General features: G+C 68.3%; 15 protein-coding genes. 10 read left to right on the top strand and 5 right to left on the bottom strand.

All coding sequences use genetic code 11. The features are described 5' to 3' along the window. Positions 1 to 10 precede the first annotated feature (10 nt). The 4 genes from QFZ33_RS18045 to hemL are packed head-to-tail and all read left to right on the top strand — an operon-like array spanning position 11 to position 4361. Positions 11 to 898, top strand: a complete 888-nt coding sequence (locus tag QFZ33_RS18045) for a uroporphyrinogen-III synthase (protein WP_307029682.1) — start codon at positions 11 to 13, stop codon at positions 896 to 898. Between the two features lie 10 nt (positions 899 to 908). Continuing rightward, positions 909 to 1889, top strand: coding sequence for a porphobilinogen synthase (gene hemB, locus QFZ33_RS18040; protein ID WP_307029680.1), 981 nt, complete (start codon positions 909 to 911; stop codon positions 1887 to 1889). After that, positions 1889 to 3016, top strand: coding sequence for an LLM class flavin-dependent oxidoreductase (locus QFZ33_RS18035; protein WP_307029678.1), 1128 nt, complete (start codon positions 1889 to 1891; stop codon positions 3014 to 3016). Before hemB ends, QFZ33_RS18035 begins: the two co-directional genes overlap by 1 nt. 13 nt (positions 3017 to 3029) lie before the next feature. Continuing rightward, positions 3030 to 4361 carry a glutamate-1-semialdehyde 2,1-aminomutase gene (gene hemL / locus QFZ33_RS18030; protein WP_307029675.1) on the top strand — a complete coding sequence of 444 codons (1332 nt, stop codon included), beginning with the start codon at positions 3030 to 3032 and terminating at the stop codon, positions 4359 to 4361. A gap of 88 nt (positions 4362 to 4449) precedes the next feature. Here the strand turns inward: hemL and QFZ33_RS18025 are convergent, their stop codons facing one another. From QFZ33_RS18025 to QFZ33_RS18010, 4 genes are all read right to left on the bottom strand, one after another. After that, a complete protein-coding gene (locus tag QFZ33_RS18025) occupies positions 4450 to 5295 on the bottom strand; it encodes a MetQ/NlpA family ABC transporter substrate-binding protein (protein ID WP_307029673.1) in 846 nt (281 codons plus the stop codon). Between the two features lie 97 nt (positions 5296 to 5392). Beyond that, entirely contained in the window at positions 5393 to 6064 is a 672-nt protein-coding gene (locus tag QFZ33_RS18020; protein WP_307029672.1) for a methionine ABC transporter permease, read from the bottom strand. After that, positions 6061 to 7131 carry a methionine ABC transporter ATP-binding protein gene (locus QFZ33_RS18015; protein WP_307029670.1) on the bottom strand — a complete coding sequence of 357 codons (1071 nt, stop codon included), beginning with the start codon at positions 7129 to 7131 and terminating at the stop codon, positions 6061 to 6063. The genes QFZ33_RS18020 and QFZ33_RS18015 overlap by 4 nt, the downstream gene beginning before the upstream one ends. A 294-nt stretch (positions 7132 to 7425) precedes the next feature. Then, on the bottom strand, positions 7426 to 8136 hold the full coding sequence (locus tag QFZ33_RS18010) for a 3'-5' exonuclease (RefSeq protein ID WP_307029668.1): 711 nt from the start codon (positions 8134 to 8136) through the stop codon (positions 7426 to 7428). Between the two features lie 144 nt (positions 8137 to 8280). Between QFZ33_RS18010 and QFZ33_RS18005 the strand changes: the two genes are divergently transcribed. The 3 genes from QFZ33_RS18005 (at position 8281) to QFZ33_RS17995 (ending at position 15526) form a co-directional block, all read left to right on the top strand. Beyond that, positions 8281 to 8697 (top strand): MGMT family protein, encoded by a 417-nt coding sequence (locus tag QFZ33_RS18005; protein WP_307029666.1) that lies wholly within the window; start codon positions 8281 to 8283, stop codon positions 8695 to 8697. Positions 8698 to 8834: 137 nt separating this feature from the next. Further along, positions 8835 to 12101, top strand: a complete 3267-nt coding sequence (locus QFZ33_RS18000) for an ATP-dependent helicase (protein WP_373427360.1) — start codon at positions 8835 to 8837, stop codon at positions 12099 to 12101. Further along, positions 12098 to 15526: an ATP-dependent helicase gene (locus QFZ33_RS17995; RefSeq protein WP_307029664.1), complete on the top strand. Its 3429-nt coding sequence runs from the start codon at positions 12098 to 12100 to the stop codon at positions 15524 to 15526. The genes QFZ33_RS18000 and QFZ33_RS17995 overlap by 4 nt, the downstream gene beginning before the upstream one ends. A 34-nt stretch (positions 15527 to 15560) precedes the next feature. Here the strand turns inward: QFZ33_RS17995 and QFZ33_RS17990 are convergent, their stop codons facing one another. Next, positions 15561 to 16889: a macrolide 2'-phosphotransferase gene (locus tag QFZ33_RS17990; protein ID WP_307029662.1), complete on the bottom strand. Its 1329-nt coding sequence runs from the start codon at positions 16887 to 16889 to the stop codon at positions 15561 to 15563. Positions 16890 to 17053: 164 nt separating this feature from the next. Here QFZ33_RS17990 and nudC point away from each other — a divergent pair, with 164 nt between their 5' ends. The 3 genes from nudC (at position 17054) to QFZ33_RS17975 (ending at position 20927) form a co-directional block, all read left to right on the top strand. Then, the gene (gene nudC, locus QFZ33_RS17985; RefSeq protein ID WP_307029660.1) at positions 17054 to 18106 is read left to right on the top strand and encodes an NAD(+) diphosphatase; all 1053 of its coding nucleotides are present in this window, start codon (positions 17054 to 17056) and stop codon (positions 18104 to 18106) included. An 86-nt stretch (positions 18107 to 18192) separates the two neighbouring features. Further along, a complete protein-coding gene (locus tag QFZ33_RS17980; protein ID WP_307029658.1) occupies positions 18193 to 20325 on the top strand; it encodes an ATP-dependent helicase in 2133 nt (710 codons plus the stop codon). Continuing rightward, positions 20325 to 20927, top strand: coding sequence for a M48 metallopeptidase family protein (locus QFZ33_RS17975; RefSeq protein WP_307029655.1), 603 nt, complete (start codon positions 20325 to 20327; stop codon positions 20925 to 20927). Before QFZ33_RS17980 ends, QFZ33_RS17975 begins: the two co-directional genes overlap by 1 nt. Positions 20928 to 21005: the final 78 nt, after the last annotated feature.

Below are 21005 nucleotides of genomic sequence, written 5' to 3'. Positions count from 1 at the left end.
CGGCCACCGAATGGGAACGACGAGCGGGGAAATCCCGGCGGGCCGGCGCCCGCTGGACGGGCGCCGCATCCTGGTGACGCGGAGCCCCGAGCGGTCCGGGCCCCTCACGGAGGCACTGCGGCTGGCCGGCGCCGTTCCCCTCCTGCTGCCGCTGACGGCCGCCGAACGCGCCCCGGACCAGGTAGCGCTTGACGACGCCTTTGAGGCGCTGGGCGCGGGCAGCTTTGAGTGGCTCGTGGTCAGCAGTGCCACCACCGTCCTGGCATTGCAGGAAAAGGCGGCAGAGCGCTCCGTGAGACTGGGCGACTGGCTTCCGGCCGGAACCCGAGTTGCCGCGGTGGGCCCCGCGAGCCGGTCGGCGCTTGAGGCTGCGGGGATTGCCGTGCACTTCGAGCCGGAGCAAGAACATTCAGCCTCCGGGATCGTCAACGGATGGCCCGGCGGTCCTGCCGCCGTGCTGCTGCCGCAGTCCGATATCGCGGCCCCTGCGCTGGCCCGGGGGCTTGCGGCGAAGGGCGCCCGGGTGCGCACTGTGGTGGCCTATTCCACGGTGGACTTCCCGGCAGAACCGGCGCGGCGCCTTGGCCAAAGCGGCAGTGCGGGCACAGGCCCGCTGCCGCTGCTGACGCCCGCGGAAGCGAAAGCCGAGGTCGACGACGGCGCCTTGGCCGCCGTCGTCGCCGCCTCACCCAGCGCGGTGCGGCGCATCGGCGCCACCCTGGCGCCGCTCGGCTCCTGCCGCCTCGTGGCCATCGGCCCGGCGACAGCGGCTGAGGCGGAATCCCTAGGACTCGTCGTGGCTGCCACGGCCCGGCAGCCCACGCCGGAAGGGCTCGTGGCGGCCGTCATCCGGGCAGTTGCCCCTAACAACCACTCATCAACAGCAGGCCCACAGTGAAGGACAGGACATGAGCTTTCCGCACCACCGCCCCCGGCGGCTCCGCACCACCCCCGCCATGCGCAGGCTCACGGCTGAGCACCGGCTTGCCCCGGCAGACCTGATCCTTCCCGCGTTCATCCGCGAGGGGCTGTCGGAGCCCAACCCGATCGCCTCCATGCCGGGCGTTGTGCAGCACACCACCGACACCCTCAAGCGAGCGGCAGCCGAAGCCGTGGAGCTGGGCGTCGGCGGCATCATGCTGTTCGGCATTCCCGGGTCCAGGGACGCGGAGGGGACGGCGTCCCTGGACCCGGACGGGGTCCTCAACAAGGCCATCCGCGACGTCCGGGCCGAGGTGGGGGACAGCCTGGTGGTGATGAGCGACGTCTGCCTGGACGAATTCACCGACCACGGCCACTGCGGCGTCCTCGACAGCGACGGCTACGTGGACAACGACGCCACGTTGGAGATCTACGCGAAGATGGCAGTGGCCCAGGCCGACGCCGGCGCCCACGCGCTGGGCCCGTCCGGAATGATGGACGGACAGATCGGCGTGATCCGCCAGGCCCTGGAAGACGCCGGCCACGTGAACACCGCTGTGGTGGCCTACGCCGCGAAGTACGCGTCGGCGTTCTACGGCCCGTTCCGGGAAGCGGTGGACTCGCAGCTGAAGGGCGACCGCAGGACCTACCAGATGGACGCCGCCAACCGCCGCGAGGCCATCCAAGAGGTGGAACTGGATCTTGCCGAAGGTGCGGACATGGTGATGGTCAAGCCGGCCATGAGCTACCTTGACATCCTTGCCGATGTCGCCGAGATGAGCCCTGTGCCGGTCGCCGCCTACCAAATCTCGGGTGAGTACGCCATGATCGAGGCCGCCGCCGCCAACGGCTGGATCGACCGGCGTGCTGCCATCACGGAGTCTGTCCTCGGCATCCGCCGCGCCGGGGCCAACATGGTCCTCACGTACTGGGCCAGCGAAATCGCCGGCTGGCTCAAGGAATCCTGATGCCGGAGGCGGTCCCGGGCCAGGCCACAGCATCGGCCGCGTGGCCCACGGCTCCGGTGGGTCACGGGCAGATCCTGCTGGGCCTGAACACGTTCGGCGACGTCGGAGTGGACGGTGCCGGCGAGCCGAAGTCGCATGCCCAGGTGCTGCGGGAGCTCCTGGACCAGGCGGTGCTGGCTGACGCCGTCGGCCTGCATGCCTTCGGTGTGGGGGAGCACCACCGCCGCGACTTTGCCGTGTCCGCCCCCGAGGTGTTCCTGGCGGCCGCCGCGGCGAGGACCACGAACATCAGGCTCGGTTCGGCCGTGACCGTCCTGAGTTCGGACGATCCGATCCGCGTGTTCCAGCGCTTCTCCACCGTGGACGCCCTGTCCAGCGGCCGCGCCGAGGTCATGCTCGGCCGCGGCTCGTTCGTCGAGTCCTTTCCGCTGTTCGGCCTGGACCTGGCGGACTACGAGGTGCTGTTCGAGGAGAAGCTCGAGCTCTTCGACAGGGTGCGGGCGCAGAAGCCGGTCCACTGGGAAGGGCGCACCCGGCCGGCCCTCGCCGGGCTGAGCGTCTATCCGCCGCTGGAGCACCACCTGCTGCCGGCCTGGATCGGCGTGGGCGGCACCCCGGAGTCCGTCCTGCGGTGCGCGGAGTACGGCTACCCGATCATCTTTGCCATCATCGGCGGCCAGCCCCGCGCCTTTGCTCCGCTGGTTGACCTGTACCGCGAGGCGATTGCCAAGTACGGCCAGCCCATGCAGCAGATCGCCACCCACTCGCCCGGCCACATCGCCGAGACCGACGAGGCGGCCCGCGAGGAGCTCTTTCCGCACTGGCTTGCCCAGCGCAACAGGATCGGCGCCGAGCGGGGCTGGGGCCCGGGAAACCGGCGGGAATTCGACGCCATGTGCGGACCCGAGGGCGCCCTGTACGTCGGTTCACCGGAGACGGTGGCGCGGAAGATCGCGCTGCTCAAGCGGAACCTCGGCGTCGACCGCTTCGACCTGAAATACGGCAACGGCACGCTGCCGCACGAATCCATGATGCGCTGCATCGAACTCTTCGGCACCGTGGTGGCACCGCGGGTCGCCGAGCTCCTGTCCGGTGAAACCTTGTCCGGCGACACTCCCGCAGACTGAAAGAATGGGAACCATGACTTCCAGTACCCCTCGCAACGAGGAACTCTTCGACCGCGCCCGCCAGTTGATGCCCGGCGGCGTGAACTCCCCGGTCCGCGCCTTCGGTTCCGTCGGTGGCACGCCCCGCTTCATGGTGGCGGCCAAGGGCCCTTACCTGACCGATGCCGACGGCAACGACTACGTGGACCTGGTATGCTCCTGGGGCCCGGCCCTGCTGGGACACGCCCACCCTGCCGTCCTCGATGCCGTGCACGCCGCGGTGGACCGCGGACTCTCCTTCGGTGCCTCGACCCCCGACGAGGCCAACCTGGCGGCCATCGTCAAGGAACGCGTTTCCGCCGTTGAACGGCTGCGCATGGTGTCCACCGGCACGGAAGCCACCATGACGGCTATCCGGCTGGCCAGGGGCTTCACCGGCCGCAACCTGGTCATCAAGTTTGCCGGCTGCTACCACGGCCACCTCGACGGGCTGCTCGCGTCCGCAGGCTCCGGCGTGGCCACCCTTGCCCTGCCCGGTTCCGCCGGCGTCACGGCCGCCACCGCCGCCGAGACCCTGGTGCTGCCCTACAACGACCTCGGCGCCGTCGAGGCCGCCTTCGCCGAGCACGGCCCTAACATCGCCGCCGTCATCACCGAGGCCGCGCCGGCCAACATGGGCGTGGTCACCCCGGGCGAGGGCTTCAATGCCGGCCTCTCACGGATCACCGCCGCCCACGGCGCCCTGCTGATCGTCGACGAGGTCCTGACCGGCTTCCGCACCGGATACTCCGGCTACTGGGGCCTCACCGGCGGCGCCGCCGACGCCACGGAGAAGTGGACCCCCGACCTGCTGACGTTCGGCAAGGTCATCGGCGGGGGCATGCCGACGGCGGCCCTCGGCGGACGTGCCGACGTCATGGACTACCTCGCGCCGCTCGGTCCCGTTTACCAGGCCGGCACGCTGTCCGGGAACCCGGTGGCCATGGCCGCCGGCGTCGCCACCCTGACGCACGCCACCCGGGACGTGTACGCGTTCGTGGACGCGCGGTCACTGGAACTGTCCGGCGCTCTCTCCACCGCGCTGGATGCGGCCGGCGTGGACCACTCCATCCAGCGCGCCGGCAACCTGTTCTCAGTGGCCTTCGGCACGTCGGAGCAGGGGGTCCACAACTACAGCGACGCGCTGAAGCAGGAGTCGTTCCGCTACGCGCCCTTCTTCCACTCCATGCTGGATTCGGGCGTCTACCTGCCGCCGTCCGTCTTCGAGGCCTGGTTCCTGTCCGCGGCGCACGACGACGCCGCCATGAACCGGATCTTCGAGGCATTGCCCGCCGCCGCGGAGGCGGCCGCCGCCGCGAAGGCCTAAACCGCCGTCGGACTTTCTCTTGATTAAAGAACTCCGGCACCCGCCGCGGCGGGTGCCGGAGTTCTTTGGTTCTCGGTGTCCTGCTGGCCTAGAAGGCTACGGTCACGTCACCGTTGGGCCATTCCTTCTGGATGAAGGCCTTGACCTCGGCGGAGTGCAGGAGTTCGTCCAGCTTCTTGATGCGCGGGTCGTCCTTGGACTCCGAGCGCCAGGCCAGGAAGTTGGCGTAGGGGTTGTTCTCGGTGGATTCCACGGCCAGGGCGTCGGTGGTGCTGAGCCCGGCCTTGAGGATGAAGTTGCCGTTGATCAGGGCCAGGTCCACGGAGGGATCCTTCAGGTCGTTGATCAGTAGTTCAGGCTGGTTCTCGGAGAACTTCAGCTTCTTCGGGTTCTGGGCATCAGTCAGGCTGATGACGGAGGTGTCATCCTTGATGTCCTTGACCAGGCCGGCCTTTTCCAGCACCCGGAGCGCCCGGACCTGGTTGGAGGGATCGTTGGTGATGGCGATCTTGGCGCCGTCCTTGATCTCGCTGATGTTCTTGACCTTCTCGGAGAAGGCGGCGTACGGCTCGATGTGTACGCCGGCGCCGTGGCCAAAGTCGTAGCCCTTGGTCTTGACCTGGTCCTCGAACCACGGCAGGTGCTGGTAGTAGTTGGCGTCCAGCGAGCCGTCGCTCAGCGCGGTGTTGGGCGTCTGGTAGTCCTCGATCTCCTTGATGTCCAGCTTGAGGCCGGCCTTCGGGGCGAGGTCCTGGTTGAGGAATTCAAGGATCTTGGCCTGCGGAACGGGGCTGGCGCCGACGGTGAGGGTGACCGGCTTGGCCGGGTCAAGTGCCTGGCTGGACTCGGCGCTGGGTGCGGAGGAACCGCCGCACCCGGTCAGTGCCAGGGCCGCGGCGATGCCGGTGGCGAGGAGGGTGAGTGATTTACGCATGGGATGCGTTCCTTTCAAAATAACCTGGATCCCGACGGCGGCGCCGGGGAGATCCGATTCAGGTGCAGTGAGCGGCTACTCCCTGCGGTGAAGACTGTTAGCGGTGGTCCAGGCCGCGGGAGATCCATTCGCCCGTGAGCTGGATGAGCTGGACGAGGACAATGATCAGCACGATGGTGACGATCATGACCGTGACGTCGAAGCGCTGGAAGCCGTAGTTGTAGGCGAGTTTGCCCAGTCCGCCGCCGCCGACGAGACCGGCCATGGCACTGTAGCCCACCAGGGTCACAACAGTGGTGGTCGCGGCTGCAACCAGCGCGGGCAGGGATTCGGGCAGCATCACCTTGCTGATGACCTGCATCCGGGTGGAGCCCATCACCTGGGCAGCGTCGATCTTGCCGTGGTGGACGTCGCGGAGACAGGCCTCCACCAGGCGGGCGAAGAACGGAATGGTTCCGATGGACAGCGAAACGGAGGCAGCCACCGGTCCGAGGCTGGTCCCCACGAGGAGCCGGGCGAGCGGGATCAGTGCCACCATCAGGATCGCAAAGGGGATGGATCGGGTGATGTTCACGACGATGTCGCTGACGATCCGGTTAACCACCGGCATGGGCCGCAGCCCGCCGGGGACGGTGACGTGCAGGAAGACGCCGAGCGGCAGTCCCACCAGCACGGTGAAGAACGCAGAGATGCCAACCATCTGGAGGGTCTCGACGATGGCTTCCGGCAGTGCCTTGGCCAGGACAGGGTTGCTGAAGATCTCGTTCACTTGGAGTCTCCCGTCTCGGCGGCGAAGTCGGTGTCCGCCGGGGCGAATTCAGCGAGTTCCGCCGCGTCGGCGGTGGAACCGGCCAGCTTGGCGCTGATGCCGCGGCCGCGGAGGTAGCCCAGGACGGCGTCGAAGTCGGCGTCGTCACCCAGCTGGACCCGCAGGTGGCCGAACTGCTGGCCGCCGAGGGTTTCGACGCTGCCGGCAAGAACGTTCAGGTCAATGTCGAAATGCCGTGCCACTCCCGTGAGCACGGGCTCCTTGGCGCCGTCGCCGGAGAAGAGGATCTCCAGTACCGGCCCGGCCTGGAGCGCACCCTTTATGGGTTCCGACGCGGGCAGGGGCAGAAGCGCCCGCGCCAACTTGCTGTCCAGGTCCGAGGCGACCTCGGCGAGCGGACCGGACTCGATGACCCGCCCCTTGGACAGCAGGGACACGGACCCGCAGACGCGCTTCACCACGTGCATCTCATGGGTGATGATGAGCACCGTGAGCTGCAGGCGGCGGGTCAGGTCCTGGATCAGGTCGAGGATTTCATCGGTGGTGGCGGGATCCAGCGCGGACGTGGGCTCGTCGCACAGCAGGACGTCCGGGTCCGATGCCAAGGCGCGGGCGATGCCAACGCGCTGGCGCTGTCCGCCGGAAAGCTGGGAGGGGTATGCATTCTCGAAGCCTTCGAGGCCCACAATCTTCAGCAGCTCGGTGACCTTGGCCCGGATCTTGTCCTTCGGCGCCTTGACCAGTTCCATGGGATGGGCCACGTTTCCGGCGGCCGTGCGCGAATCCATGAGGTTCGCGTGCTGGAAGACCATACCGATGCGGCGGCGGGCGGCGCGGATTTCCGAGTCCCTGACAGAGCTCAGTTCGGTACCGTCAATGTTGACCGACCCCGACGTGGGGCGGTCCAGCAGCGTCAGGCAGCGCACCAGGGTGGACTTGCCCGCGCCGGAGTGGCCGATGATGCCGTGGATGGAGCCTTTGGGGACAGAAAGCGAAACCCCGTCAAGGGCCACCACTTCCTTTTTCCCCTGACGGTAGACCTTGCGCAGGTCGGTGACTGTGATCATTTATCCTCAGGAGGTAGGACTTGGGCAGGGCATAGCACAAGCACGGTTCTGAACTAAATTATGTCAGCGCAGGGAAAGGCCAGCCAGTTCCGAACATTGTTCGGCGGCAGGCGCCTCTACCGCACTACTGACTGGCGTTGTGGTCTCCCCGCCGCGTTATTTGCGGCCTCCGGGGGACTTCCTGAATCAGGATGACGGCGGGTTCCCCGCCCGCGGTTTCGCGGAAGCTGTGATCTTCGTCCCAGCGGGTTCCGTTCTGTTCCTGCCATGCCTTTGGCTTATCTGAGCTTAATTTTAGAAGCCGCCACGGCTCGCGTCTTCCGGCGGCAGGACAGGCCAGTCACCCTCGATGACGGCGGCGGGTTTGGTTTTGCGGAGGTACTGCTGGAAGTCGGCGGCCTGGTTCACGGCCCAGTCCACCTGAAGCTGGTGCAGCTGGCTGGCAGGCATGTTCAGCTTGGGGAACTTGCCGGCCATGGCATCGAGCATGCGCAGCGTTGCCAAGGCGTCCGCGGCAGATGTGTGGGCGTTTTCCAGGTCCACGCCGTACTCCTCGCACAGGGCGGTCAGCGTCCGCTTGCCCTTCCGGTACCGGTCCACCTGCTTATTCATGATGTAGGGGTCCAGGACGGGGAACCGGCTCAGCTGCGGCACGCCGTAGCGGGCCGACTCGGCGGCCAGGACGGTGAAGTCGTAGCTGGCGTTGAACGCGATCACTGGGACGCCGTCGTCGAAAAGCCCCTGGAGCACGGCTGCGACTTCCTTGGTGACCTCGGCCGCAGGCCGGCCGTGGCTGCGCGCGTGTTCGGTGGTGATCCCGTGGACCTCGCTGGCCTCCGCCGGAATCTCAACCCCCGGATCAGCCAGCCACTCATGCTCCCGAATCACGTTCCCGGAACTGTCCACCACGGTGACGGAAGCCGTCACGATCCGGGCGGCACGGGAGTTGCGTCCCGTGGTTTCGAGGTCGAATGCGGCCCGGGGGAGAGTGTTCCAAGTGCTCATGGCACCAAATTACCCGGAGGCACCGACAGTCAAGGTGCTTGCCCCGCGCGTGTCCGGCAGGGTGTGGGAAGACACGCTGTGGGAAGACGCACACGGCGCCCGTCCTGACCGCTGCTGATGCGCGCCGGCCGATAGTCTGAAGGCATGCGGGCGGAGTACGTGGAGGCGGTTTTGGCGGTGGTTGACCTCATTCCGGCCGGTTCGGCGGTGGCTTATGGCGACGTCGCTGAGCTTCTTGGCACCGGAGGGCCGCGGCAGGTGGGGTCCGTGCTGAGCCATTACGGCAGCGGCGTGCCATGGTGGCGCGTGCTGCGCGCAAGCGGACTGGCCCCGGACGGCCATGAGTCCGAGGCCCTCGACCACTACCTGCAGGAGGGCACGCCCCTGCGCGGGGACTATAGCGAGTTTGCGAGGACAGGCGAAGGACGGTGGCGCGTGGATCTGACCGCTGCGCGGTGGTCGCCGTCGGACGCCGATTTTGACGCCCTGGACGTGGTTGCCGGGCGGCTGGAAGCGTCGCTGCGAAAATTGTCAGTCCCGGGTGATGGAATGTCCGTGTGACCGCAACACTCGATCAGACCTCCGCCGATCAGACCTCCGCCGATCAGACTTCAGCCGAGCAGGCATCCGCACTCACTGCGGAGCGGGACCACGCGGACTCTTTCTCCGCGGCCCCGTTTCGCCCTGCGGGTCTTCGTCTGCTGCCCCCTCGCCAGGTGCACTCGCGAGTTCCGGTCCTCACAGCGGACCAGCGGGCCGCGGTCGATGTGCCCCGGGGAGCTGGCCCCGTACTGGTCCCCGGAGCGCCGGGTACCGGCAAATCCACCGTCCTCATCGAAGCGGCAATCCGCCGGGTGGAAGCGGAAGGGGTGGACCCCGAGCGGATCCTCATTCTCGCCCCCGGACGGCTTGCAGCCGACACCCTGCGGGACCGGTTTACTGCCAGGCTGAACCGGAGCCTGAGCACCACCCCGGCCCGCACCTGGGCGGCGTATGCCTTTGACCTTATCCGCCGTGCAAAGGCGGAAGGGCTCCTGCCGCTGTCGAAGGCACCGCGGCTCCTGTCAGGGCCCGAGCAGGACCTCATCATCAAGGAACTGCTGGAGGGCCACGCCCTGCCGGGCCTCGGGCTGCCCTGGCCCGGTGACCTCACGGCCGCCCTGCCTACCCGCGGGTTCCGGCACGAGGTCCGCCAGCTCTTCGACCGGATTACAGAGACGGGCCGCGCCGCCGAGGACCTCGCCGGCCTGGGCCACGCCTGTGGACGGCCGGACTGGATTGCTGCTGCGGCCCTCTACGCCGAGTACCGCGATGTCCTCGACCTTCGCATGCCGGAGGCGTTCGATCCCGCGGGCATCATCACCGCAGCCCGCCAGCTCTTTCAGGATTTCCCGGACTTCCTGGCGGCCGAACGCGACCGTCTCCAGCTGATTCTTGTGGACGACATCCAGGAGGCCAATCCCGCCGTCTTCGAACTCCTGGCAGATGTGGCCGCCGGCAAGGATGTCTACGTGACATCCGCACCGGACACGGTGGTGCAGGGGTTTCGGGGAGCGCGGCCGGACCTCGTGGCTGAGCTTCCGGGCCTGCTGGGCGGCGAGGAACGGACGGCCGTTGAGAAGCCGCTGTCCCGTGCCCACCGCCACCAGCCGGCGGTGGCCCGGGCCTGGCTCGGGGTGGCGGACCGGATTTCCCTCCGGGCCGGCGGCCAGCTCGCCCGCCGTCTGGACCCGGTTGGCTTCGACCCTGCTGATATTGCTGGGGAACCGGGTGACGCCACGCAGCCGGCAGGCGGCACCGTGGAAGCGCATCTTCTGCCCTCGGCGGTGCATGAGCTGCGGTACGTGGCTCAAAGGATTCTCGAGGCGCATCTCAGGGACGGGCGGTCGCTGGAGGACATTGCCGTCATTGTCCGGAACGGCGGCCAGCTCAGCCAGCTGCAGCGCTATCTCTCGGGTCAGGGGATTCCGGTCCGGATTCCGGTGGCTGAATCCGCCGTGCGCGATGAAGTGGCTGTCCGTCCGCTGCTCGACGCCTACGCGGTGGCCCTGGACGCGGCAGTCCTCACGCCGGAATCCGCCGTGTCGTTGCTGACCTCCCGGATCGGCGGGGCGACATCCCTCGAACTGCGCCGGCTCCGCCAGTCGCTCCGGCGGGAGGAACTGTTGGGCGGCGGAGGCCGCTCCAGCGATTCCCTGCTGGTGGAGGCGCTCCTTGAGCCCGGGGCGCTCGGCTCACTCGGCATCGAGGGCCGCTCGGCCCGCAGGGTCGCACGGATGATCCAGGCCGGCCGGAAGGCCGTTGCCGCACCCGGAGCCAACGCAGAGACAGTGCTGTGGGCCCTCTGGCATTCCACCGGCCTCGCGTCGGCATGGACGGCCGCGGCCCTCGCAGGCGGGCTTGTTGGAGCCCGGGCGGACCGGGACCTGGACGCCATGATGGCGCTGTTCCACACGGCCGAGCGCTACGTGGACCAGATGCCCGGATCCGGCCCCGAACAGTTCCTCGAATACCTGCTTAACCAGGAACTGCCCATGGACACTTTGGCGGCGCGTGCCCAGGTTGACGACGCCGTCGAGCTCATGACGCCTGCCAGCGCCGCCGGCCGGGAATGGCCGTTCGTCATCGTCGCCGGCCTGCAGGAGGGCGTCTGGCCCAATACACGCCTCCGCGGCGAGCTCCTGGGCAGCACACTGTTCGCGGACGCCGTAGAACATGGCGTGGAGTATGCGCTCCAGCTCGGCCCGCTGAGCCGGCTGCGGGAGATCCGCTACGACGAACTCCGCAGCTTTTCCACGGCGGTGTCCCGGGCCAAGGACGTGCTTCTGTGCACCGCCGTGTCTTCGGAAGATGAGCAGCCGTCCTCCTTCCTGGATTACGTCGCGCCGCTGCTGCCGGACCAGGAGGGGCGCGGCTACACCGCGGTGGAACGGCCCCTGACGCTGCGTGCGCTCGTGGCGGAACTCCGCCAGTACGCCCAGCTGGACGGCAGGCTGGCCGCAGAGGCGGATGAGGCCGTGCGTGTCCTGGCCCGACTTGCCACGGCGGAGCCGCCAGTTCCCGGAGCCCATCCGGACACCTGGTGGGGGCTGGCCCCGCTGACGTCCGTGGACCGTGTTGTGCCTCCGGGCGGCACCGTCTACGTTTCGCCGTCAAAGGTGGAGTCGGTGCAGAAGTCGCCGCTGGACTGGTTCATCCAGGCCGCCGGAGGCGAAGCGGCCACGGACTTTGCCCGCAGCCTCGGCACCCTCGTGCACGCCATCGCCCAGGACCTCCCGGATGCCAGCGGAGCTGAATACCTTGCCGAACTCGTCCGGCGTTGGCCGGCCTTGGGCATGAAAGACAACTGGGAAGGCAAACTCGACTTCCGCAGGGCGGAAACCATGGTCCGGAAACTCGCGCAGTACATCCTGGTCATGCGCAGCGAGGGCCGGCGCCTTGCCGGGGTCGAACAGGACTTTGAGGTGATTCTGCCTGAGCCAGCTGCCGTTCCCCGCGGGGATGTTCCCACCGATGAGGGTCCCCGGTCAGCCGTCCTGCGCGGACAGGTGGACCGGCTGGAGATCGATGCCTCGGGGCGGCTGGTAATCGTCGACCTTAAAACGGGCAAACGGCAGCCGGGCAAGGCCGAACTGGGCAGGCACCCGCAGCTGGGCGCCTACCAAGCGGCCGTTCTGGCCGGCGGCTTTGGTGCCACCGCGGCATCCGAGGCCGATCCGCAGCCCGGCGGAGCCGTGCTTGCCCAGCTGGGCACAACCACCAGGAGTCCGGGTATCCAGCACCAGGATCCGCTGGACCCGGCGGACAACTGGGCGATGGAAATGGTGAACGACGCAGCCGCGGTGATGTCCGGCCACGAATTTGAGGCAAGGCACGATCCCGCCAAGGCCGGTTTCGGCGGCCACGGCTGCCGGCTGCCGGAGGTATGTCCGCTGTGTGCGCGGGGAAAGCAGGTTACCGAATGAGCCGGACGGCGGAGCTTCCCGAGCCCAGGTTCAGTCCCGAAGAGTTGTCTGCTCTACTGGGTGAGAAAAACCTCCCGACGCCGGAACAGTCGGCCATCATCTCCTCGCCGCTTGCGCCCCGGCTAGTCATCGCGGGCGCGGGCTCGGGCAAGACCGCCACCATGGCCGACCGTGTCGTCTGGCTGGTCGCGAACGGCTGGGTCAAGCCGGAGGAAGTCCTCGGTGTGACCTTCACGCGGAAGGCTGCCGGCGAGCTGGCCAGCCGCATCCGCGCCAAGCTCAGTGCGCTGCAGCGGTCGGCCACCGGCGACTCCGGCGGCGCTGTGGCAGGGGCGCTGCTCAGCGCCGACGCCCTGGAGCCGAAGGTTTCCACCTACCACTCGTTTGCCAGCGGCATCGTCTCCGATTACGGCCTGCGGCTCGGGATCGAGCGGGATGTCGTGCTGCTGGGCGGCGCGCAGGCCTGGCAGCTGGCCAGTGAGGTGGTTGAAGCGTTCGACGGCGAGTACTCGCACTTCAGGGTGGCCAAGTCCACCCTCGTCAAGGCCGTTATCCAGCTCGCGGGGGAGTGCGCGGAGCACCTCCAGGCCCCGGACGGTGTCCAGGGCTGGCTGATGCAGCGGCTCGCCGAGTTCGAGGCCCTGCCGTATGTGGCAGGGGCAAAGAAGAACCCCAGCCAGGCTGCCGGCGAGCTGGGAGCCATGCTGCGGACGAGGGCAAGCGTGGCGGAGCTCGTGGGGCGGTACGCCGAAGCCAAAAGAGCACGCGGAGCCCTGGACTTCGGCGACCTCGTGGCGCTCGCGGCACGCGTGGCCCGAGAGGTGCCCCTGGCCGCCGAGATGGAGCGCCAGCGCTACAAGGTGGTGCTCCTGGACGAATTCCAGGACACGTCGCACGCCCAGCTGGTGCTGTTCTCCAGGCTCTTCGGGGACGGCCACGCCGTCACGGCTGTGGGTGATCCGAACCAGTCCATCTACGGCTTCCGCGGGGCGTCCGCCGGACAGCTGTTCCACTTCGTCAACGAGTTTCCGGTCTGCGAGGACGGCCAGTCAGGGACGGCGTCCCGGCGTCCAGCCCCCGTTTCGTACCTGACCACTGCCTGGCGGAACGGCCGCAATATCCTGGCCGCGGCCAACCTGATCTCGGCTCCGCTCAGCGCCGCCGCGGCCCAGGCCGGGCCCGCCGGGCAAAGGTCTTGCAGCGCGGCCGTGGAGGTGCCTGCGCTGCGGCCCAGCCCCGCCGCGGTGCAGGGCCGGGTGGTGATCGGCCGTTTTGCCACCGATGAAGATGAAGCAGCGGTGATCGCCAAGGATCTCCTGAGGTTCCGGGCCACGGATTTCGACGGTTCCTCCTCGGAACCGCGCATCCAGCCTGCCATGGCCGTCCTGTGCCGCAGGCGCGCGCAGATGGAGTGCCTCCGCAAGGAGTTCGAGGCCACTGGGATCCCCTACGAAATTGTGGGCCTCGGGGGCCTGCTGGACACTCCCGAAATTGTGGACCTGGTGTCCACGCTGCGGGTACTGGCCGACCCCGGCCGGTCGGATTCACTGATGCGGCTCCTGGCCGGTGCCCGGTGGCGGATCGGTCCGGCCGACCTCATGGCGTTCCGGGACTGGTCCGCGTTTCTGGCCCGCCGCCGCGGCATGGGCGGAAACGATCCGTCCGGTGACGAGGATGCGGAGGCCGCCGACGTCGTCATCGAGGGCGACATCACCGACGCCGCAAGCCTCGTCGAAGCCCTGGACTGGCTGCCCAAGGAAGGGTGGACGTCCACGCACGGCCGCAGCCTGACCCCTCCTGCACTGGAGCGGCTGCAGCGCCTGGGCACGGAGCTTCGGCAGCTTCGTTCCCTGATGGGGGAGGACCTGACCACTCTGCTGGGCGAGGTCGAACGGGCCATGCTGCTGGACATCGAGGTCGCTGCGAGGCCCGGGCTCAACATTCACCAGGCGCGGCGGAACCTGGACGCGTTCCAGGACGCGGCCGCCGGGTTCCTGCAGACATCCCACAGGGTGGACGTCCTGGCGTTCCTTTCGTGGCTGGAGGCGGCGGCATCGGAGGAGGGCGGCCTGGATGTGCCGCCCGCGGACGTCAATCACGAGGCTGTTCAGCTGCTGACGGTGCACGCCTCGAAGGGTCTCGAATGGGACGTCGTGTTCGTGCCCGGCCTCAACACGGGTGCGTTCCCCAGCAACCGTGACTCGAGGTGGAGCAGCGGTTCCGCCGCCCTGCCCTGGCCATTGCGGGGCGACCGTGCCGATCTTCCGCAGTGGGATCTGGACCAGCCGGACCAGAAGGGGTGGCTGGACGCCGAGAAGATGTTCAAGGCCGACGTCCAGGCCCACGGCGAGGCTGAGGAACGGAGGCTGGCCTACGTTGCCTACACCCGGGCCAAGCACGTGCTCTGGGTATCCAGCGGAGCCTGGGTGGGCGGGCGCGGCGGGATGGCGGAGATGTCGCCGTTCCTCGCCGAGCTGGCGCCGCTGGCAGAACAGGAAACTGCGGAAATCCACCCCGGCTCTGTCGATGAGGAATCCCTGCCGCAGGAGAGTCCCCTGACCCGGGAGCTGGAGGTGGCGGCCTGGCCGTATGATCCGCTGGAAGGACCCGTGGACCCCCGCAGCGGGAAGCGGTTGCGGCTTGTGCCGGGACGGCGGGAAGCGATGGACCGTGCCGCCGAGCGGCTGCTCACCGAGATCGCCGCGGTCCAAGCCGGTACGCCGGGGCTTCCTGCGGGCCAGGGGCTCCGGCCCCAGGCGGCAGGCTGGGAACGCGAAGCCGCACTCCTACTGGAACGCCGCTTGAGGCGGGCCCGGAGCCGCGACGTTCATCTGCCCGGGCATATCTCAGCGTCCACCCTGGTGGATTTGGGGGAGGACGCCGAGGCCGTGGTCCAGCGGCTCAGGAGGCCTGTCCCGCGCGAGCCGGGCATGTCCGCGCGCAAGGGCACAGCCTTCCATGCCTGGGTGGAGGAGTACTTTGGAACGGCGGGCATGCTGGATCTCGGCGAAGCGCCTGGCTCGGATAACCACATTGACCAGGCCTACGGCCTGGACGACATGGTGGCTACCTTCAAGGACTCCCGGTGGGCACACAGATCGCCCGCTTACGTGGAGGTCCCCGTGGAGACCCGGATCGGCGACGTCGTTGTCCGCGGCCGCATTGACGCAGTGTTCCGTGACGCCGACGGCGGCTGGGACCTGGTGGACTGGAAGACCGGCCGCCGGCCGTCGGCAGGGCAGCTGAAGACCAAGAGCGTCCAGCTGGCTGTGTACCGGCTGGCCTGGGCCAGGCTCAAGGGCGTGCCGCTGGAAGAGGTCCGGGCTGCCTTCTTTTACGTGGCGGACAACCATGTGGTGCGTCCGCACGACCTGGCGTCAGGCACCGAACTGGAAGGGATCGTGGCCGCAGCCCTGGCCGGCTAGGAAGCGCAGGGGCCCGGCCACGTCGCCCTGGCGGCTAGGTCGTCTTCGCGTCGACCACCGTGAGGGCAACGGTGGAGGTGTCGGCGCCCGAGGGCTTCCGGGCCGCGGCATCTTCCTGGGTCCCGTCTTCCGGACCGGTGGATTCGGCCTGGTCAGAGGCGCCAGAATCCTTCGCTGCGTCATCGTCCGGTGGGCCCTGCGACGCGTCCTGGCCTGATGGCTGGTCGGTGGTGCCCTCGGCGTTCTCCTCGTCAACCGGGATGGGCGTCACCTCGACCGGGAGCGGTTTCACGTCAACGGGGATGGGGGTGACGTGGACGGCGGGCATGGCCTCCGAGATGTCGGTGGCTGCAGGGGCATCCACGAGACCGGGAGCGGCCGGTGCCTGGCCGGTTGGCGGGGAGTCGGGCTTGGCCGGAGGCAGGGGTTCCACGCTGATGGGCTGGCCGCCATATTCGGCGATGTCCTCGGCCAGCGTGGAAAGCATGCCTTCCGCCTCGGCGATCATGTCGGCGTCGGCCGCCGCGATGCCCTTGACGAGGTACTGGGCGAGCGCAAATTCAGCCGAGAGCGCGGCCCGGCGCAGCAGGTGGTTGTCCGGCGCATCGCGGCGCTTCGCGGTGTAGTGCTTGACCACGGCGTCGACGAATTCGTGCTCATTGGATGCCACGAGCCAGGCGAGGTCGTCGGCGGGATCGCCGATGCGCAGGTCGGTCCAGCCGGTGACGGCCGTGACGCGGTGGTCCTCGACCAGCAGGTTGTCCTCGTGCAGGTCACCGTGCACCACGCAGGGATTGAAGCGCCAGAGCGAGACGTCTTCCATGGCGTGCTCCCAACGGCGGAGCAGGAGGGCCGGAATCTTGCCTGTGGTCGCGGCCATGTCGAGTTCGTTGAGCCTGCGCTGGCGGAACTCGTTCGGGGTGTAACTGGGAAGGTCGGCGTTGCTCACCAGCGCGCGGGGCAGGTCATGAATGGCCGCCAGCGCGCTGCCGATCTCCTTCGCCAGCTCCTGCGGGCCTGCCGTTAGCTCTTCAACGGTGCGCGTGGTGCCTTGGAGGTGCGAGTACACGAAGGTGGTCAGGTCCTGCTGCCGGACGGTGCCGGCTACGGTCGGCATGAGAAACGGCAGTTCGGCCCGGATGGCGGGCGCGAAGGCGCGCAGCACCAGGAACTCGGTCTCCAGCCTGGTGCTGGCTTCCGCGTGGCGGGGTGAGCGAACGCGCCAGCGCTTGCCTTCTGCATCAAGAAGGAGAGCCGAATCAAAGTCCGCCGGGTCATCCGGGGCAGAGCTCACAGCAGTCGGGCTCAGTCCGGGGACTGCCGCGGTGGCCACAGCTGCCAGTTCGATTGGTTCTCTTCTCACGGTTCCACGGTAGATTGAGCGGCGTCCAAGACAACGATGTGTCGCGGCGAGTCTCGAGATCCGCACAAATATGGGTACCGCGGGGCCGGGGAAGGGCGGACCGTCCAGGCCCGCCGGTGCATCCCGAAATGTAAATTGTCACTGCGAGTCAGTACGGTGGATACATGAGTCATGCGGAGGCCGCTGTGCCGGTCGGTCAAGCGGCGGGCGCCATCCCGGAAAATCAGCTGCGGGCAGGTGAACTGGCGGCCAACCATCTCTTCGACACCGTGCTGCCGGTTCGGCCCGCAATGGTCAACAGGGGGTCCGTTGAACGGATGAGGCCAGGCCTCGTTCCGGACTTGCTGGCCGCCGGAACCGCCAAAGCCATGCTCCTGTCCGGCCGGCATGCGCTGGTGCACGGGGACGCGCTCGTTCTGGCAGAGGCCACACCGCTGCTGGACCGACTTGAGGGGTCGGCGGCCGGCCCGGCGCACATCATCTATCTCGGCGCGGCCCTCGGCTCCGAGGACCTTCCCACGGGAACCGGCCTCCTGCTGTTCATCCTGCCGGAACCGGTTGACCCCGGTTCGGCGGGCCTGCCCGCCGGTGCCGCTTGGGAAGGCTTCCGGGACGTCGCCGCGCAACTTGACGCGACGCACACCGCCCTGTTTGTTGAGGCCAGTGCCATTGCCAACTGGCACGCCACCCACACCCACTGCCCCCGGTGCGGCGCCGTCACCAAAGTGGAGGCCAGCGGATGGGTCCGGCGGTGCCCCGCTGACAATTCCGAACACTATCCGCGCACGGATCCGGCCATCATTGTCACGGTGGTTGGCCCGGACGGCCGCGTTCTGCTGGGCGGTGGCGGTCCGCTGGATGCGAAGAACTACTCCACGCTGGCCGGGTTCGTCGAGCCCGGTGAATCCCTCGAACAGGCCGTCGTCCGGGAAATCCAGGAAGAGGTGGGCGTGCAGGTCAGGGCGTGCCAGTACCTCGGCTCCCAGTCGTGGCCGTTCCCGGCGTCCCTTATGCTCGGCTTTACAGCCGTCACCGACGACACGGAAGCAAAGCCCGACGGCGTCGAGGTCACCAGGGCGCGCTGGTTCAGCCGGGAGGAACTCCAGGAGGCAGTGCTCAGCGGCGAAATTACCATCTCCACCAGGCTCTCCATCGCCAGGTCCCTCATCGAGCACTGGTACGGCGGCGTGATTCAGGACCGTCCGGCCGACGACTGACCAGCACGCCCGGCCGGCAACATGCCTACCGTCGACGCCACCATGGCGGAGCAGCCCATCCATCCACATGAAGCAAGCAGCAAGAAGTGACGATAGAAAATCCTGATGGCAACGCCTCCCTGGAGGACCGGATCCTTGGCGGCCTCGATGCGGAGCAGCGGGAAGTGGCCACCACCCTGACCGGCCCCCTCTGCGTGCTCGCCGGAGCCGGCACCGGCAAGACCCGCGCCATCACCCACAGGATCGCCTACGGAGTGCACTCGGGGGTCTACAGTCCGCAGCGGCTGCTGGCGGTCACGTTTACGGCACGGGCGGCAGCGGAAATGCGCAGCCGGCTCCGCGACCTTGGGGTCGGAAACGTCCAGGCCAGGACGTTCCATGCGGCCGCGCTGCGGCAGCTGCAGTTTTTCTGGCCGCAGGCGGTGGGCGGGGCGCTGCCCAACCTGCTGGACCACAAGGCACAAATGATCGCCGAGGCCGCCCGCCGGCTCCGGCTGAGCACCGACCGCGCCTCCATCCGTGACCTGGCGTCGGAAATCGAATGGGCCAAAGTATCCATGCTCACGCCCGCCAACTATCTGGAAAACGCACAGGACAGGGGCGCTCCGGGTGGGTTTGATCTCACAGCCGTGGCCCGCGTCTTCCAGGCCTACGAGGACGTGAAAACCGACCGCAACGTCATCGACTTCGAGGACGTCCTCCTGATTACCGTAGGCATCCTGCAGGAAGACCCCAAGGTGGCGGCGACGGTCCGGGAACAGTACCGGCACTTCGTGGTGGACGAATACCAGGACGTTTCCCCGTTGCAGCAGCGCCTCCTGGAACTCTGGCTCGGCGGCCGCAACGAACTGTGCGTCGTTGGTGACGCCAGCCAGACCATTTACTCGTTCACCGGAGCATCCCCGAAGCACCTCCTCGGGTTCAAGGCCCAGTACCCGGACGCGAACGTGGTCAAGCTTGTGCGCGACTACCGCTCCACTCCGCAGGTGGTCAAGCTGGCCAACGATCTCCTCGCCTCGCGCCGGAGCGGCGGACCGGCAGCCGATGCTGCCTGGGCCGCGCCGCTGAAGCTCGTGGCCCAGCGGAACCCGGGACCCCTGCCCCAATTCACGGAATGCACGGATGACGAAGCCGAGGCTGCAACGGTCGCCGGCAAGATCCGCACGCTCCTCGACGACGGCGTGCCGGCGAGTGAGGTCGCTGTCCTGTTCCGTACCAACGGCCAGTCGGAGGCCTACGAGCAGGCCTTGGCGTCGGCCGGAATCGGCTACCAGCTGCGCGGCGGCGAGCGGTTCTTTGCCCGGAAGGAGGTCCGCGACGCGATCCTCCAGCTCCGTGCGGCCACCCGTGCCGTATCCGAGTCCGATCCCCAGCCGCTGGGCCAGCTGGTACGCGACATCGTCGCGTCGCTGGGGTACACGGACACGGCCCCGCACAGCGGCGGTGCCTTGCGGGAACGCTGGGAATCACTGGCCGCCCTCGTGGCTCTGGCGGACGAGCTGGCGCAGAACCGCGGGCCGCAGTTCGGCCTGGCTGACTTCGTCAACGAGCTTCAGGAGCGCTCCGTGGCCCAGCACGCCCCGACCGTCCAGGGGGTTACGCTGGCGTCCCTGCACGCGGCAAAAGGACTTGAATGGGACGCGGTATTCCTCGTAGGGCTGAGCGAAGGGCTCATGCCCATCTCCTTCGCGGACGATCCCGCCTCGGTGGACGAGGAACGCCGGCTGCTCTATGTCGGCATCACGCGGGCCCGCGAGCACCTGTCCCTCTCGTGGTCCACCGCTCGGACCCCCGGCGGGCGTGCCAACCGGAAGCCGTCCCGCTTCCTCGACGGGCTGCGCCCGGACTCCGTGGCCAGCTCGGCCGCACGGGGGAGGGGGCCCGCGCCGCGCCGCAAGGCGGCCACGCCCGCGTCCTGCCGGGTCTGCGGCAGCATGCTGGCCAGCGGAGCCGAGCGGAAGGTCGGCCGCTGCAGCCAGTGCCCGCCCAGCTATGAAGAGCAGACGTTCAACGCCCTCCGTGAATGGCGCAAGGAGGTCGCGCACTCCGCCGACGTCCCGGCCTTCGTGGTTTTCACCGACGCAACCCTCACCGCCATCGCCGAAGCCCGGCCGTCCTCACTGGAGGAACTGGCCCAGCTCGCGGGCGTCGGCCCGTCCAAACTGGAGCGGTACGGCGAGGCAGTCCTCGCGGTCCTGACGGAAAGCAGCACGCTGTAATGCCCGGAAAACTTGAGACCGGCACGCCATTGATCACCCACGACGGCGCGCCCGTGGAGGTCCGCCGCTCCGCCCGGCGGCGCCGCACAGTCGCGGCCTTCTGGGAGAACGGCACCGCCGTCGTCGCCATCCCCGCCCACTTCAGCCGGGCGCAGGAGGCGGACTGGGTTCACCGGATGCTGGAGAAGCTTCGGTCCCAGGGGGAGAAGCGTTCCAGCGGTGCGGGGCGGCGGCCTTCCTCGGACGCGGCGCTGGCCGCGCACGCTGCGCAGCTTTCTGCCAGGTACTTTGGCGGCAGGTCGGCCCCGACATCGGTCCGGTGGGTCAGCAACCAGAACTCCCGCTGGGGTTCAGCCACCCCCTCGGACGGGTCCATCCGGCTTTCAGATAAGCTCCGGCCCATGCCGCAGTGGGTCATCGACTACGTGCTGCTGCATGAACTCGCGCACTTGCTGGTGGCAGGGCATAACGCGGCGTTCTGGAAGCTGCTGGAGGCCTACCCCGAAACGGAGCGTGCCAAAGCCTTCCTGGAGGGCGTGTCCTTTGCCACGTCGCGCGGCCTACCGGCAGGCGAAGCAGCCACACCAGAGGACGCCGACTGAGCGGTCCTTCGTAGTCCGCTGGTTGAGCTTGTCGAAGCCGGGGTTGCGCTCCTCAACCGGTCCCTAACCTCGCAAGCT

The sequence above is a fragment of the Arthrobacter globiformis genome, assembly GCF_030815865.1.
GTDB classification, from domain to species: Bacteria; Actinomycetota; Actinomycetes; order Actinomycetales; family Micrococcaceae; genus Arthrobacter; species Arthrobacter globiformis_B.
The sequence above is the reverse complement of the archived record's forward strand: the minus strand, read 5'-3'. Positions and strand labels throughout refer to the sequence as shown.

What these genes read in the sequence shown, in the direction of transcription:
- QFZ33_RS18025 (WP_307029673.1), bottom strand. Translation starts at nt 5,295, where the DNA reads ATGCGTAAATCACTCACCCTCCTCGCCACCGGCATCGCCGCGGCCCTG.
- QFZ33_RS17975 (WP_307029655.1), top strand. Translation starts at nt 20,325, where the DNA reads ATGCCCGGAAAACTTGAGACCGGCACGCCATTGATCACCCACGACGGC.
- QFZ33_RS18045 (WP_307029682.1), top strand. Translation starts at nt 11, where the DNA reads ATGGGAACGACGAGCGGGGAAATCCCGGCGGGCCGGCGCCCGCTGGAC.
- QFZ33_RS18005 (WP_307029666.1), top strand. Translation starts at nt 8,281, where the DNA reads ATGCGGGCGGAGTACGTGGAGGCGGTTTTGGCGGTGGTTGACCTCATT.
- QFZ33_RS18010 (WP_307029668.1), bottom strand. Translation starts at nt 8,136, where the DNA reads ATGAGCACTTGGAACACTCTCCCCCGGGCCGCATTCGACCTCGAAACC.
- QFZ33_RS18035 (WP_307029678.1), top strand. Translation starts at nt 1,889, where the DNA reads ATGCCGGAGGCGGTCCCGGGCCAGGCCACAGCATCGGCCGCGTGGCCC.
- hemL (WP_307029675.1), top strand. Translation starts at nt 3,030, where the DNA reads ATGACTTCCAGTACCCCTCGCAACGAGGAACTCTTCGACCGCGCCCGC.
- QFZ33_RS17995 (WP_307029664.1), top strand. Translation starts at nt 12,098, where the DNA reads ATGAGCCGGACGGCGGAGCTTCCCGAGCCCAGGTTCAGTCCCGAAGAG.
- hemB (WP_307029680.1), top strand. Translation starts at nt 909, where the DNA reads ATGAGCTTTCCGCACCACCGCCCCCGGCGGCTCCGCACCACCCCCGCC.
- QFZ33_RS18015 (WP_307029670.1), bottom strand. Translation starts at nt 7,131, where the DNA reads ATGATCACAGTCACCGACCTGCGCAAGGTCTACCGTCAGGGGAAAAAG.
- nudC (WP_307029660.1), top strand. Translation starts at nt 17,054, where the DNA reads ATGAGTCATGCGGAGGCCGCTGTGCCGGTCGGTCAAGCGGCGGGCGCC.